The sequence below is a fragment of the Rhodoferax sp. genome, assembly GCF_028715765.1.
Taxonomy (GTDB): domain Bacteria; phylum Pseudomonadota; class Gammaproteobacteria; order Burkholderiales; family Burkholderiaceae_C; genus Rhodoferax.
The window spans coordinates 15,929-29,265 of sequence record NZ_JAQURE010000039.1 but is presented as its reverse complement, the minus strand read 5'-3'; the positions used below and the strand labels follow the sequence as shown (position 1 = coordinate 29,265).

The 13,337-nt window shown below is 56.5% G+C and carries 15 protein-coding genes; 3 read left to right on the top strand and 12 right to left on the bottom strand.

Annotated elements, in window-relative coordinates; translation table 11 throughout:
- The 4 genes from PHT20_RS16755 to PHT20_RS12790 all read right to left on the bottom strand — a co-directional run.
- The coding region (locus tag PHT20_RS16755) for a hypothetical protein (protein ID WP_366520931.1) at positions 1 to 134 on the bottom strand (134 nt) is incomplete at its 3' end.
- Positions 135 to 320: 186 nt separating this feature from the next.
- Positions 321 to 2,219, bottom strand: coding sequence for a propionate--CoA ligase (locus PHT20_RS12800; protein WP_301020823.1), 1,899 nt, complete (start codon positions 2,217 to 2,219; stop codon positions 321 to 323).
- Positions 2,220 to 2,303: 84 nt separating this feature from the next.
- The gene (locus tag PHT20_RS12795) at positions 2,304 to 2,906 is read right to left on the bottom strand and encodes an isochorismatase family protein (protein WP_301020822.1); all 603 of its coding nucleotides are present in this window, start codon (positions 2,904 to 2,906) and stop codon (positions 2,304 to 2,306) included.
- Positions 2,907 to 3,031: 125 nt separating this feature from the next.
- Complete coding sequence (locus PHT20_RS12790) at positions 3,032 to 4,018, bottom strand: MDR family oxidoreductase (protein ID WP_301020821.1); 987 nt, start codon at positions 4,016 to 4,018, stop codon at positions 3,032 to 3,034.
- An 85-nt stretch (positions 4,019 to 4,103) separates the two neighbouring features.
- Between PHT20_RS12790 and PHT20_RS12785 the strand changes: the two genes are divergently transcribed.
- Positions 4,104 to 4,700, top strand: coding sequence for a C40 family peptidase (locus PHT20_RS12785; protein WP_301020820.1), 597 nt, complete (start codon positions 4,104 to 4,106; stop codon positions 4,698 to 4,700).
- Here the strand turns inward: PHT20_RS12785 and PHT20_RS12780 are convergent.
- From PHT20_RS12780 to guaB, 6 genes are all read right to left on the bottom strand, one after another.
- Positions 4,657 to 5,580, bottom strand: a complete 924-nt coding sequence (locus PHT20_RS12780) for an adenylate/guanylate cyclase domain-containing protein (protein ID WP_301020819.1) — start codon at positions 5,578 to 5,580, stop codon at positions 4,657 to 4,659. The genes PHT20_RS12785 and PHT20_RS12780 overlap by 44 nt on opposite strands.
- 57 nt (positions 5,581 to 5,637) lie before the next feature.
- Complete coding sequence (locus PHT20_RS12775) at positions 5,638 to 6,597, bottom strand: LD-carboxypeptidase (protein ID WP_301020818.1); 960 nt, start codon at positions 6,595 to 6,597, stop codon at positions 5,638 to 5,640.
- Positions 6,594 to 7,709: a tRNA adenosine(34) deaminase TadA gene (gene tadA, locus PHT20_RS12770; RefSeq protein ID WP_301020817.1), complete on the bottom strand. Its 1,116-nt coding sequence runs from the start codon at positions 7,707 to 7,709 to the stop codon at positions 6,594 to 6,596. The genes PHT20_RS12775 and tadA overlap by 4 nt, the downstream gene beginning before the upstream one ends.
- Before the next feature lie 182 nt (positions 7,710 to 7,891).
- Entirely contained in the window at positions 7,892 to 9,511 is a 1,620-nt protein-coding gene (gene guaA / locus PHT20_RS12765) for a glutamine-hydrolyzing GMP synthase (RefSeq protein ID WP_301020816.1), read from the bottom strand.
- 58 nt (positions 9,512 to 9,569) lie between these two features.
- Positions 9,570 to 9,860 (bottom strand): nucleotidyltransferase domain-containing protein, encoded by a 291-nt coding sequence (locus PHT20_RS12760; RefSeq protein WP_301020815.1) that lies wholly within the window; start codon positions 9,858 to 9,860, stop codon positions 9,570 to 9,572.
- Between the two features lie 33 nt (positions 9,861 to 9,893).
- Positions 9,894 to 11,363, bottom strand: a complete 1,470-nt coding sequence (guaB, locus tag PHT20_RS12755; RefSeq protein ID WP_300087521.1) for an IMP dehydrogenase — start codon at positions 11,361 to 11,363, stop codon at positions 9,894 to 9,896.
- Between the two features lie 65 nt (positions 11,364 to 11,428).
- On the opposite strand from guaB, the gene PHT20_RS12750 reads away from it, so the two are divergent.
- Positions 11,429 to 11,941: a DUF4124 domain-containing protein gene (locus tag PHT20_RS12750; RefSeq protein ID WP_301020814.1), complete on the top strand. Its 513-nt coding sequence runs from the start codon at positions 11,429 to 11,431 to the stop codon at positions 11,939 to 11,941.
- Between the two features lie 39 nt (positions 11,942 to 11,980).
- Here the strand turns inward: PHT20_RS12750 and PHT20_RS12745 are convergent, their stop codons facing one another.
- Complete coding sequence (locus PHT20_RS12745; RefSeq protein ID WP_301020813.1) at positions 11,981 to 12,325, bottom strand: RnfH family protein; 345 nt, start codon at positions 12,323 to 12,325, stop codon at positions 11,981 to 11,983.
- Positions 12,318 to 12,758, bottom strand: coding sequence for a type II toxin-antitoxin system RatA family toxin (locus PHT20_RS12740; protein WP_300087516.1), 441 nt, complete (start codon positions 12,756 to 12,758; stop codon positions 12,318 to 12,320). The genes PHT20_RS12745 and PHT20_RS12740 overlap by 8 nt, the downstream gene beginning before the upstream one ends.
- Positions 12,759 to 12,825: 67 nt before the next feature.
- On the opposite strand from PHT20_RS12740, the gene smpB reads away from it, so the two are divergent.
- Positions 12,826 to 13,299 carry an SsrA-binding protein SmpB gene (gene smpB, locus PHT20_RS12735; RefSeq protein ID WP_300087515.1) on the top strand — a complete coding sequence of 158 codons (474 nt, stop codon included), beginning with the start codon at positions 12,826 to 12,828 and terminating at the stop codon, positions 13,297 to 13,299.
- The last annotated feature ends 38 nt before the right edge of the window (positions 13,300 to 13,337 follow it).

Sequence of the window (13,337 nt, the reverse complement as noted above, 5' to 3'; positions counted from 1 at the left end):
TCACGCCAGGTGTCTGGCACGCTGCCTGGGTTAGCCAGGTAGTTTTCGTACATCTCTTCGACGTACGGGGCGTTCCCACCAAAAAGGTAGGTGTTCGCCTGGTAGGCTTGATAAACCGTGTTTGTCTCACTCATATTTCGCTGACTTTCATTTCCCTTTGGGAAACTTTAGCTGGTTAAAGCTGCTGGTTGATTAACCTCCCGCGTCACGGCTTGACCGTTTGGCGGATGCGACAGTGGCGTTGGAAGGGCCGAATCGAAAAAAAGATTGTGCCACCCAAAGGCAGCACAATCCTTACAAGAAAAATTAAACCTTGAAAATTACTTCGCGCTGATCAAATCTTTGATTTGCTGCAACGCTGCGGGGTCGTCCATGGTGGTCAAGTCACCCGGGTCACGGCCTTCGCACACCGCCGTGATGGCACGGCGCAAGCATTTGCCACTGCGCGTTTTGGGCAACACAGTCACAAAACGCACCCGCGCCGGACGCGCCACCGCACCCAAGTCGCGGTCAACCAACTTGAAGATTTCAGCTTCTTGTTTGGCTGCACCGGCCTCATCAGCCACCAAACTGGTATCTTTCACCACGGCAAACGCCATGGCCACCTGCCCTTTGAGCTGGTCGGCTACACCCACCACAGCCACCTCGGCAATGTTGGGGTGGGCGGCAATGCTTTCCTCGATCTCGCGGGTGCCCAAGCGGTGGCCGGCCACATTGATCACGTCATCGGTGCGCCCCAAAATGAAGTAGTAGCCGTCTGCATCGCGCACACCCCAGTCAAAGGTGCTGTAAACCAACTTGCCCGGCACGCTCTTCCAGTAGGTGTTGACAAACCGCTCGTCATCACGCCACACGGTTTGCATGCAGCCGGGTGGCAAGGGGCCTTCGACAGCGACCACACCTTTTTGGTTGGCGCCAGTCAGCTCTTCACCGGTTTGGTCATCCAACAGCTTGACGTTGTAGCCATACACCGCTTTGCCGGGTGAACCAAACTTGGACACGGCTTTTTCCACGCCATTGCACAGCGCCAAAATTGGCCAACCGGTCTCGGTTTGCCAATAGTTGTCGATGATCGGCTTGCCCAGGCCGTCGCTGATCCACTGCGCGGTGGGCTCATCGAGCGGCTCACCCGCCAGGAACAAGGCGCGCAAGCTCGACAAATCGTATTTGGTCAGCAGTGCCGGGTCTTGTTTCTTGAGCACCCGAATGGCCGTGGGTGCGCTGAACATCACCGTGACCTTGTATTTTTCAACCAAGCTCCACCAAATGCCACCATCGGGGCGAGTGGGCAGGCCTTCGTACATGATGGTGGCCATGCCAGCAATCAGCGGGCCATAAATGATGTAGCTGTGACCCACCACCCAGCCGATGTCGCTGGTTGAGAAGTAGGTTTCGCCCGCGTTGCCCGCATAGATGTGCTTCATGCTGGCCGCCAGTGCCACGCAGTAGCCACCGGTGTCGCGCTGCACGCCTTTGGGTTTGCCGGTGGTGCCGCTGGTGTAGAGCGTGTAGCTGGGATGCGTGGCATCGACCCATTCGCATTCCACCACGGTGTTGAGATTTTTCTCGCGCAACGCGCCCCACAACTTGTCGCGGCCTTCAACCAAAGCCATCGGCACCAAGCCACGGTCGACCAGCAGCACCGATTCAGGTTTGTATTTAGACAGGTTGATGGCCTCATCAAGCAGTGGCTTGTAAGCCACTGGCTTGCCACCACGCGAACCAGCATCGGCGCTGATGATGACTTTGGGCTCGGCATCTTCAATGCGAGAGGCCAACGAGCCCGAGGCAAAGCCACCAAACACCACCGAGTGAATGGCGCCAATGCGGGTACAGGCCAGCATGGCAAAGGCGGCCTCAGCAATCATGGGCATGTAAATCAGCACCCGGTCGCCCTTTTGCACCCCCAGCTCTTTCAGCACAGCGGCCATGCGCTGCACTTCAGCATGGAGTTCGCGGAAGGAATAGATTTTTTCTTGGTTTGTCTCGGTCGAGACAAAAATCAGCGCAGCTTGATCGGCACGGTCTTTCAGGTGACGGTCTACCGCGTTATGGCACAGGTTAGTGACACCACCGACAAACCACTTGGCAAACGGAGGATTGCTGTAGTCGCACACTTGCTGTGGCTGTACTTTCCAGTCTACCAACTGGGCTTGTTCACCCCAAAAACCGTCGCGGTCGGTAAGGGAACGTTGGTGAAATGCGGCATAAGTTGTCATAGGCTGTCTCCGGTGGTTATAAATAAACTGAATTCATAATTATGGAGGGAGAACTTGCAACACCCTGACTGTTTTCAGTGCGCCTTATTTGATCAAGGCCTGAACCGCCTTGAACTGCGCATGCTCGGCACTGCGCAGCCACTCAAAACACACCATTTCAGTAGTGACCAGCTCTGCACCGGCACCCGCCAAGCGGTCAAAGGCGGCGTCGCGGTTGCGCTCAGTGCGCGAACTGCAGGCATCGGTCACCACCCACACTTCAAATTCATCTTCTAAAAGGTGCAAGGCGGTTTGCAGCAAACACACATGGGTTTCACAGCCAGCAACCACAATGCTCAGGCGTTCTGCAGGTGTGTTGGAAGGTTTTTGCAAATGCTTGGGCAAACTGCGCGCATTGCCAGCTGGGGCTTTGAGCGGCGGGCGCAGCCATTCACCCAAGCCCTCTTCTACCGCGCTGAACTGCATTTTGGCCAGGGTGCGCTGGCACAGAGCGCGCAAGTCTGGCGGGTTTTCGCCCAATTTGGATGGGTTTTGCTCAGTGCCCCACACCGGCACCTGCAACAACTTGGCAGCTTGTGCCAGACGCAGCGCATTGGCCAGCACCAAAGGGGCTTCAAACATAGCGGGCATCAAGCGGGTTTGGTAATCCACCAGCACCAATTGGGAGAGTTCAGCGTCAAGCAACATGTTTTGCCTTAAGTCAAAGTAGTTCAGTGAAAAAGTAGGTGGCAGCAAAAGCCAAGCGGTGAAGAGAATACTACATTATCAATAGCTGCTTACGCTTATTCCATAAGTGCTAGAGGGTGATTTGATCATGAAATAGCTGGTATCTTCACCACCACCCGTCCACGCACTTGGCCGGCCATCAAGGCGTGCGCATGCGCCACGCAGTCTGCCAAAGGCACCTCTTGAACCATGCGCTCCAGCACAGACACATCCAGGTCTTGCGCCAGGCGTGCCCAAGCACGTTGCCGCTTGGGCAGCGGCGCCATCACCGAATCCACCCCGGCCAGGGTCACTCCACGCAAAATGAATGGCATCACCGAGCTTGGCAAATCCATGCCTTGTGCCAGGCCGCAAGCTGCCACCACGCCGCCATAACGGGTTTGCGCCAGCGCATTGGCCAGCGTGTGCGAACCCACTGCGTCCACCACCCCGGCCCAGCGTTCCTTTTGAAACGGTTTACCCGGCGCAGACAAGCTGGCACGGTCGATGATGCTGCGGGCACCCAGTGCTTTCAGGTAAGCCTCTTCACTGGCTTTGCCGGTCGCAGCCACCACGTTGAAGCCCAACTTGGCCAGCAGCGCAATGGCCACACTGCCCACACCACCGGTGGCGCCCGTCACCAAAATTTCGCCCTGATCGGGCCGCACGCCGTGGTCTTCCAGCGCCAGCACACATAGCATGGCGGTGTAGCCCGCCGTGCCAATGGCCATGGCTTGGCGGGGAGTGAAGGCGGCCGGCAATCGCACCAGCCAGTCGCCTTTGAGCCGCGCTTTTTCGGCCAAACAACCCCAGCGGGTTTCACCCAAACCCCAGCCGTTGTGCACCACCAAATCGCCCACTTGCCAGTTCGGATGGCTTGACGCAATGACCGTGCCCGCACCGTCAATGCCCGCCACCATGGGCCACTGGCGCACCACCGGACTTTTGTTGGTGATGGCCAAGCCATCCTTGTAATTCAACGTGGAGTAAGCCACGGCCAGCGTGACATCACCCTCAGGCAAGCTGGACTCGTCGAGCTGAGCCAGTTCCGCATGAAAATTTGGCGTGTTTTGCAACACAAGTGCAGTGAACATAAAAATCCTCAAAGTATTGAAATCAATGGGTTACAACAGCTTTCCAGGACGATTCTGAAAAATACAAACCCGTTAAACTCTGGCAATGCTACAACCCTTGCGAACCCTTGCAATTTCAATGTGCTTTCTGTTGGCACTTGCTGCCCACGCAGCACCGCCAGAAACCCCTGAAGAGCCGATTTTGCTGACTGCAGGCAAGGGCTTGATCACCCAAATTGACCAAATGCGCGTCAGCGTCACGGACAAATCTACCGCCTTGCTGGCCAATGCCCTTGGGTTTTTAGGCGTGCCCTACAAGCGCGGTGGCAGTTCAGCTGACACCGGGTTTGACTGCAGCGGCTTCGTCAAAGCCACGTTTGAACAAACTTTGGGTTTGATCTTGCCGCGCAGAGCCGAACAGCAAGCTGCAGTCACTGAAAAAATCGACAAAACCGAACTTCAACCCGGTGACTTGGTGTTTTTCAACACCATGCGCCGCGCCTTCAGCCATGTGGGCATCTATTTGGGCGATGGTCAATTTGTGCATTCGCCCAAGCCTGGCGCTCAAGTGCGGGTTGAAAGCATGGACATAGCTTACTGGCGCAAACGGTTTGATGGCGCCCGTCGAATTTTGACGTTGAGCCCTGAACCCGACCCCGTCAGCTTGGTGAATGAATCCAGAAACTCACCACCGGTGCGCTGAGATCGTTGAACGTGGTGCCCAGAGCCACCTCACCCTTGCCGTGCAACACACACTCTTCCCGGCGCAGCAGCAGGTCTGAGCCCCCCCCGGCAAATCGCACCCAAGAACCATAGGTGCTGACATCGGTCAACACCACATTGCCATTGCGCCAATCCAGCCGGGCGTGGCGCCGCGACACATGCAAATCGCTCACCACAAAGTCGGCCTGGCGGATGCGTCCAATGTGGATAGGCAACTCAAAGGTTTTGAATGTTTTGTGCTCGGTGAGCCAAGACAATTCAATCCGCACGGCTAGGTTGGACAAAGAAGCTTCTTGGTCAGCGTCAAAGTCAGGCGAATGTATGGTGAACAAATCTGAGTCCACATCTTCTTGCCATTCCACTTGGTAGACAGTGCAGGCCTCGGTGCGGCCTTTGACATGGATGGGACCCAGGAAACGGGTGCGCACGCCAGTGGGCAACTTGACATCGTCCAACACCTGGCTGCTGACCCAAATCTGATGCGCCCCGGTCAACTCGCTCAACCTGGCAGCAATGTTGACGGCGTCCCCATAACAATCCTCGTCAACCAATTCAATTTCACCGAAGGCGACCCCTATGCGCAGTGGCATGTAGATAGCAGGTGGTGTGTGTGCCAACTTTTTGGCGTAGTCACGTTGAACGTTCACCACGGCAGCCAAGGCGTGCGTTTTTTCTTTGAACGTGACCAGCACCCCGTCACCCAAAAACTTCACCACACGGCCACCACCGGCCTTGAATTCCGCCCCTAGCCAGGTGGTGATCTCGGTCACCGCGGCAGTGGCTTTGGCGTTGCCCAACGACTCAAACACGGCTGTGCTGCCAAACAGATCAGCAAAAACAACGGTGGATTGAACGCCCATGAGCATGATTTGAAAATGATTTGGCGTGAGTTTAGAGGAAGTGCGCGCGCGTAGGCATTAAACATGCCCCCAGACCAGCATGACATCACGCCCGTCCACAGCCAGATCGGCTTTGGCACCCACTGGCAGCAAGACTTTGGTGGGTACATGGCCAAACGGCACATTGGTCACCACTGGGGTTTGAAGCTGCTCGCGCAAGTGGTCTACCACCGTTTGAAATTTGAAACCCCGGTCGTGGCCCACCAGGCTGTAGCCCGTGAACTGCCCCAGCAAAATGGCTTTTTGACGCCCCAACACACCGGCATACACAAGCTGCGTCAACATGCGCTCAATCCGGTAAGGATGCTCTGCGACGTCTTCCAAAAACAACATACCACCCTCGATGTTTGGGAAATACGGTGTGCCCAGCAGCCCGGTCAGCACCGTCAAGTTCCCCCCCCAGAGAACAGCATTTTCAACACCAAATATGCCTTCTGAGCTTGATTTATAAGCGCTAGCAGCTATGTTTTTAATATCTTTTTGGCGTTTCTCCAAGGTTTGCCTCCACCCACTGCCCTCCCCCTGGCCTTGCAACAAATCATCAAAGCAGGCTTCCATGATCTCGTCCGGGGCGGGGCTGGCACCAAAGCCTTCGCACAGCGCAGGCCCCGCCCAGGTGACGGCACCGGTTTGCGCCAGCACCGCGCATTGAAAAGCGGTGAAATCGCTCAACCCCACAAAAGCAGTGCCTTTTTCAATGGCACGGGTCACTTTGGCATAGTCAATGCCAGGCAGCAAGCGCGTCAAACCGTAGCCACCTCGCGAAATCAAAGCCACATCGGCGCCACTGTCAGCCGCACGGTGAATGGCGTTCAGTCGGGTGGCATCGTCACCGGCAAACCGCTGGTGACTGGCCAACGCAGCGGCATCGACCTCCACCTCATGGCCTAAGGCCTGCAACCGCTCCAGACCGCGTTTGAAAGCCGCTTTGTCCCTAACTGCACCAGAAGGCGAATAGATATAGATGTGTTTTTTCATGATTTTTTCTCGTCAAACTGTCGCACAACACGCATGGCGGCTCGGTAGCCTGCATGTGGATAAGGGGCATTGGCTTCAACAAGGGGCATGGCCTGCCAAGCACAAGATTCTCTTTCAATTGTGATGCCCTGCGCCATGTCCAGCAACGCATCACTGACTGAGCCCACGCGGTGCAGTTTGAACCGCTCACCCGGCGCTGGTTGAGTTGCTTCGGCAGGCGTATCGGCCGGGAAGCAAAGCTCGTCGCCTTGCGGCTCCAACAGCAGCACCATGGACACATTCAACCGCCGCAACCACTGCCAAAGCACTTGCGCATGGCGGGTTTGAGTGTGCCATGCGGGTTTTTTGGGTTTGTCACTTCTACCAAAGCCCGGCATGTCCAACGCCAGCACCCGGGCACCTTGCGCCACCCGCGTCAACATCGCGCTGCGCCAAAGCTGCGACCAGCTGTGTTGACCATGCAGGAACACCACCACGGCGTCAGCTTGCGGTGGCCCGGCATCCACATAGTGCAAATGCAAGCCTTGCAAGGCGGGTAAATCTGCCAGCATGATTGCGGTACCAGGCATGGCTGCCAAGCCTTCAAAACACCGCAGAGGCGTGCGCAAGGCATCGTCACGCAAGGGGTTGGCCAGCGCACGCTGCTGTTGGCGTTTGGACTTGAAAAATGCTTGCAGCATTGCCCCGCACTCATTAGCCAGCAGCCCACCTTGAACTTGGGTCTGATGGTTGAGCTGCGGGTGCGCGAACACATTCAGTACCGAGCCCGCCGCACCCGTTTTGGGGTCTACCGCACCAAACACCACCCGTTTCAAGCGGGCATGCAGCATGGCACCCGCGCACATGGCGCAGGGCTCCAGCGTGACAAACATCTCGCAGTCTTCGAGCCGATAGTTTTGCAAATGAGCCGCTGCCATGCGCAAGGCCAGCATTTCGGCGTGCGCGGTCGGATCATGGTGGCAGATAGAAGCGTTGTGCCCGGTGGCGATGATTTGCTCGCCACAAACCAGCACCGCGCCCACCGGCACTTCACCCAGCGACTGAGCCAGTTGCGCCTGCGCCAAAGCAGCACGCATCCAGTGCGTATCGGGGTGGTAGCTGGGCGCTGTCACGGGTCTTCTGGCCTCAGGTGCCCGGGGTGCAAGCCCTAGGTTTAGGTTGGTGATGAAGTCGGGTGAGTTGATACAACGCAACTCACAAGAGGTGATGACCTCATGCCTGGTAGTCAGTTGCAAGCTTCATGAGGCCAAAGCATTCGCACATTCACATTCGAAATGCTTTCCCAATACCATGACTATTCCCACTCAATTGTGGCCGGTGGCTTGCTGCTCACGTCGTAGGTCACGCGGTTAATGCCACGTACTTCGTTGATGATGCGGCTCGACACTTTTTTCAGCAGCGCGTAGGGCAGTTCAGCCCAGTCTGCGGTCATGAAGTCGCTGGTTTGCACGGCACGCAGCGCCACCACGTAGTCATAAGTGCGGCCATCGCCCATCACGCCGACGCTTTTCACAGGCAGAAACACGGTGAAAGCTTGGCTGGTGAGCTCGTACCAGGTTTTGCCGCTGGCTTCGTCGACAAAGTTGTTGAGCTCTTGCATGAAGATGTCGTCGGCGCGGCGCAGCAGGTCGGCGTATTCTTTCTTGACTTCACCCAAAATCCGCACCCCCAAGCCGGGGCCAGGAAACGGGTGGCGGTAGACCATGTGGTAGGGCAAGCCCAGCGCCACGCCCAGTTCACGCACTTCATCTTTGAACAATTCGCGCAAGGGCTCCAGCAGTTTCAAGCCCAATTGTTCTGGCAAACCGCCCACGTTGTGGTGGCTCTTGATGACCACGGCCTTCTTGTTTTTAGCACCGCCAGACTCAATGACATCAGGGTAAATGGTGCCTTGAGCCAGCCACTTTGCTCCTTTAGCACTAGCATCTTGCACAGTCAATGCAAGGGCTTGAGCCTTAAAAACCTCTACAAATTCACGGCCAATGATCTTGCGCTTGGCTTCTGGGTCGCTGACACCTGCAAGATGCCCCAAAAACTGGTCAGCCGCATCCACCCCAATCACCTTGGCGTGCAGCTTGCCAACAAACATGTCCATCACCATGTCGCCTTCGTTCAGGCGCAGCAGGCCGTGGTCCACAAACACACAGGTGAGTTGGTCACCAATGGCACGGTGAATCAGAGCCGCCGCCACGGACGAATCAACGCCACCAGACAAGCCCAAAATAACCTCTTCATCACCCACCTGCGCTTTAATGTGCGCCACCGCCTCGCTGATGTAGTCACCCATGATCCAGTCGGCACGGGCAGCGCAAATGTCGAGCACAAAACGCTCCAAAATGGCCGCGCCACGCTTGGTGTGGGTCACTTCAGGGTGAAATTGCACAGCGTAAAAACGTCGTTCTTCATCAGCCATGCCCGCTATCGGGCAACTGTCGGTGCTGGCCATGAGCTTGAAGCCGGGGGGCAGCTCAGTGACCTTGTCGCCGTGGCTCATCCACACCTGCAGCATGCCATGGCCTTCAGGCGTGGTGAAGTCTGCAATGCCGTTGAGCAGTGCGGTGTGCCCATGGGCGCGCACGTTGGCATGGCCAAACTCACGCTGATGCCCGCTGGTCACCAAACCGCCCAACTGGTGCGCCATGGTTTGCATGCCATAGCAAATGCCCAGCACAGGCAGCCCCAGCTCAAACACCGCTTGCGGCGCTTTGTCAGTGGTGTCTTCGTACACGCTGGCGTGACTGCCAGACAGAATGACGCCTTTGAGCTTGCCGTCACGGGCATAGGCACGCACCCAGTCGTCTGTCACATCACAGGGATGCACTTCGCAAAACACATGGGCTTCGCGAATGCGCCGGGCAATCAACTGAGTGACTTGTGAACCAAAGTCGAGGATGAGGATTTTTTGGTGGAACATAGAAATCAAAACAAATCAAGGAAGGGAGTTGGCATCGAACTTGATGCATCGAACTTGCTCATAGTTCAACCGCCTCCCGTAGAACATACGGGCGAATGTGCGGGTTCAATTCATGTTCCGGCACCAAGTCAACCCGGCGCTGCAGCAATGCAGCAAGTTGCTGTGCCAGCGGCAGGCGCTGCAAAAACAGGTCATAACCTCGAGGAAACCGAACCAAAAAATCGACATCACTGTCAGCGGTTTCTTCACCTCGCACGACCGAACCAAACACCCGCAGGTCACTGGCACCGTATTGATGAGCCAAATGGTTCAGCGGGTCTTTCAATTGGCGAAGTTGTTCGAGCAGCATGCGAAATGAACCGGTGACTTTTGACTAAAACCTTTATTCAGCCCGGTAGTTAGGCGCTTCTTTGGTGATTTGCACGTCGTGCACATGGCTTTCGCGGATGCCTGCCGTGGTAATTTCTACAAACTCGGCCTTGTTTTGCATCTCTTCAATGGTGGCGCAACCACAGTAGCCCATGCTGGCGCGCAAGCCACCGGCCATTTGGTAAATGATGGCCACCATAGAGCCTTTGTAAGGCACACGGCCTTCAATGCCTTCGGGCACCAGTTTGTCGGCGTTGGGGTTGGCGGTGCTGGACTCTTGAAAATAGCGGTCGGCACTGCCTTGCTGCATGGCCCCAATCGAGCCCATGCCGCGGTAGCTTTTGTAACTGCGCCCCTGGAACAAAATGACCTCGCCCGGTGCCTCTTCGGTGCCAGCAAACATGCCACCCATCATCACCGTGCTGGCGCCAGCGGCAATGGCTTTGGAGATGTCGCCGCTGAAGCGAATGCCGCCGTCGGCAATCAAAGGCACGCCGGTGCCCTTGAGCGCCGTGGCCACGCTGTCAATGGCCATGATTTGCGGCACGCCCACGCCCGCCACAATGCGTGTGGTGCAAATAGAACCTGGCCCAATACCGACCTTGACCGCATCTGCACCCGCCTCTACCAAAGCCAAAGCCGCAGCGCCGGTAGCAATGTTGCCGCCAATCACTTCCACTTGTGGAAAGTTTTGCTTGACCCAGCGCACCCGATCCAGCACACCTTTGCTGTGACCATGCGCGGTGTCCACCACAATGGCGTCCACACCGGCTCGCGCCAGCAGCTCGACGCGTTCTTCGGTGCCCTCGCCCACGCCTACCGCCGCGCCCACACGCAATTTGCCCTGGGCATCGCGCGCGGCATTGGGAAAGCTGGTCTGCTTGGTGATGTCTTTCACCGTGATCAGGCCTTTGAGTTCAAACGCATCATTGACCACCAACAGGCGTTCAATTTTGTGCTGGTTGAGCAGCACCTTGGCCTGGGTGATGGTGGTGCCCTCAGGCACGGTCACCAGTTTTTCACGCGGGGTCATGATGTGGCTCACCGGCAGGTCATAGCGGGTCTCAAACCGCAAGTCACGGCCGGTGACCAGGCCCACCACTTTGCCGCCGTCGCACACCGGGAAACCCGACACCCCCAACTGTGCCGACAAGTCCATCACTTGGCGCACCGTGTGCAGGGGCGTGATGACTACCGGGTCACGCAACACGCCGGACTCATAACGCTTGACCTTGGCCACTTTGGCAGCTTGCTGCTGTGCCGTCATGTTTTTGTGCACAATGCCCATGCCACCTTCTTGGGCAATGGCAATGGCCAGACGTGATTCAGTCACGGTGTCCATGGCCGCTGAAACCAGGGGCAGGTTCAAGGCGATGTTGCGGGTCAAGCGGGTGGCAAGAGATGTGTCCTTGGGCAGGACTTGGGAGTAGGCTGGCACCAATAACACGTCGTCAAAGGTGAGCGCTTTACCAATCAGGCGCATAAGTGTGAGCTCCAAATTCTCGATTGTATCTGCCAAGGTACTCACCGCTGGCATAAACTCAAACCATGAATCACACCCTTCGTTTATTGTTTTTTTGCTTGGGGCTGCTGCCCTTGCTGGGTCAGGCGCAATGGGCATGGACCGATCAAAGCGGTCGAAAGGTCTTCAGCGACCGCCCTCCCACCCCAGATGTGCCAGACAAAAACATCTTTAAGCGTCCGTCAGCGCCGCCAGCACTAACAAGCACCGCTGAAAAAGTTTCAGCCGCTCAAACGCCCGCAAATACCAGCGCAACAGCGGCTACCCCATCAGCCAAAGCGGGGGTTGACCCGGTTTTGGCTGAACGCATCAAAAAAGAAGAAATGGCATTGGCAGCACGCCGCAAAGCCGAAGAAGAGCGCATTCGCATGGCCAAGGCTGAAAATTGCAAACGCATTCAGCTGGCGCAAAAAAACCTGGCCTCGGGGCAGCGCATTGCCCGCACCAATGCGCAAGGCGAGCGTGAAATTTTGGATGATGCGGCACGCGCAGTCGAAGCCAAAAGACTTGAAGGGCTGGCTGCCAGCGAATGCCTGTAAGCATCAAAAAAGCAACTTCCGCCTGAGCACTTTCAGAATTCAATAGCCAGCTTTGGCGCCAGGGCGTTTTTTCTCAAACAACCCTGCACCCCGACTGCCTTGGCGCACAAAGCGCTCGCGCCGCGCCACTTTGGGGTCAACCCGCAAGGGGCGGTAAATTTCGATGCGATCATGTTCCCGTAAGGTTTGATCCAGCGAGACTTTGCGTCCCCAAATGCCCACGACCGTGTGCACGTGGTCGATGTCAGGGTAGCGCGCCAGCAAGCCACTGGCCTGCAGCGCTTGCAGCACCGTTGAATTTCCGTTCAAAGTCAACGGGACTTCTTCAACCACCCTGGACGCTGGGGCATACACCACGGTCACATGCAAGCGGGTTTCACTCACCGTAAACCTGCTTGGCACGCTTCACAAAAGCGTCCACCATGCTGCCTGCAATTTTGTCAAACACCGGGCTGATCAAGCGCCCCAAGGCATTGTCAAACCCATAAGTCAGGGTCAACTCCACTTTGCAGGCACGCTGCGTTTCATCGCCCAACGGCAAGAACTTCCAGTCGCCTTCGAGCTTGGAAAACGGGCCATTGACCAAGTTGATGATGACCTGGCGATCTGGCACATGCGTGTTGCGCGTGCTAAAGGTTTGATGAATGCCTGAAAAAGCGATGCCAATTTCAGCCAGCATGCCGTTTTCTTCATGCGACACCACCCGCGCCTTGTCGCACCAGGGCAAAAACTGCGGATAAGCATCCACGTCAATCACCAAACGGTACATCTCAGCCGGGCTGTACCAAATCAAAACGGATTTTTTAACTGTTTTCATAGAATAGAGGGGTGCGAGAGATTGTAGACAAGCCTGGCTCGCACTCCCAACAACCACCCACCACCCCATGGCCAAAAAACCCGACACATCCACCCGCATTGCTGACAACAAAAAAGCCGCTTTCAACTATTTTTTTGAAGAGCGTTTTGAGGCTGGCATTGTGCTTGAGGGCTGGGAGGTCAAGTCATTGCGCGAAGGCAAGGTGCAGCTCACTGACGGCTATGTGGTCATTCGAAATGGCGAGCTGTTCATCATTGGTCTGCAGATTCAGCCATTGGGCACGGCCTCGACCCACATCACACCAGACCGCCAACGCACCCGCAAGTTGCTGATGCACAAGGCTGAAATCAAACGCTTGATTGGCAAGGTCGAGCAAAAAGGCCACACCTTGGTGCCCATCAATTTACATTGGAAAGCCGGCAAGATCAAATGCGAAATTGCCCTGGCCAAAGGCAAGGCCGAGCATGACAAGCGCGACACCATCAAAGACCGCGAAGGCAAGCGCGAGGTGCAGCGGGTCATGAAAAACAACCGCGTTTGATGCTGCGCCTGGTGGCAGCCCGTGCTGTCACCTCAATG

Excerpts from the sequence above, each read along its gene's own strand:
- PHT20_RS12800 (WP_301020823.1), bottom strand. The coding sequence starts at position 2,219 with ATGACAACTTATGCCGCATTTCACCAACGTTCCCTTACCGACCGCGAC.
- PHT20_RS12795 (WP_301020822.1), bottom strand. The coding sequence starts at position 2,906 with ATGTTGCTTGACGCTGAACTCTCCCAATTGGTGCTGGTGGATTACCAA.
- PHT20_RS12790 (WP_301020821.1), bottom strand. The coding sequence starts at position 4,018 with ATGTTCACTGCACTTGTGTTGCAAAACACGCCAAATTTTCATGCGGAA.
- PHT20_RS12785 (WP_301020820.1), top strand. The coding sequence starts at position 4,104 with ATGCTACAACCCTTGCGAACCCTTGCAATTTCAATGTGCTTTCTGTTG.
- PHT20_RS12780 (WP_301020819.1), bottom strand. The coding sequence starts at position 5,580 with ATGGGCGTTCAATCCACCGTTGTTTTTGCTGATCTGTTTGGCAGCACA.
- PHT20_RS12775 (WP_301020818.1), bottom strand. The coding sequence starts at position 6,597 with ATGAAAAAACACATCTATATCTATTCGCCTTCTGGTGCAGTTAGGGAC.
- guaA (WP_301020816.1), bottom strand. The coding sequence starts at position 9,511 with ATGTTCCACCAAAAAATCCTCATCCTCGACTTTGGTTCACAAGTCACT.
- PHT20_RS12760 (WP_301020815.1), bottom strand. The coding sequence starts at position 9,860 with ATGCTGCTCGAACAACTTCGCCAATTGAAAGACCCGCTGAACCATTTG.
- guaB (WP_300087521.1), bottom strand. The coding sequence starts at position 11,363 with ATGCGCCTGATTGGTAAAGCGCTCACCTTTGACGACGTGTTATTGGTG.
- PHT20_RS12750 (WP_301020814.1), top strand. The coding sequence starts at position 11,429 with ATGAATCACACCCTTCGTTTATTGTTTTTTTGCTTGGGGCTGCTGCCC.
- PHT20_RS12740 (WP_300087516.1), bottom strand. The coding sequence starts at position 12,758 with ATGAAAACAGTTAAAAAATCCGTTTTGATTTGGTACAGCCCGGCTGAG.
- smpB (WP_300087515.1), top strand. The coding sequence starts at position 12,826 with ATGGCCAAAAAACCCGACACATCCACCCGCATTGCTGACAACAAAAAA.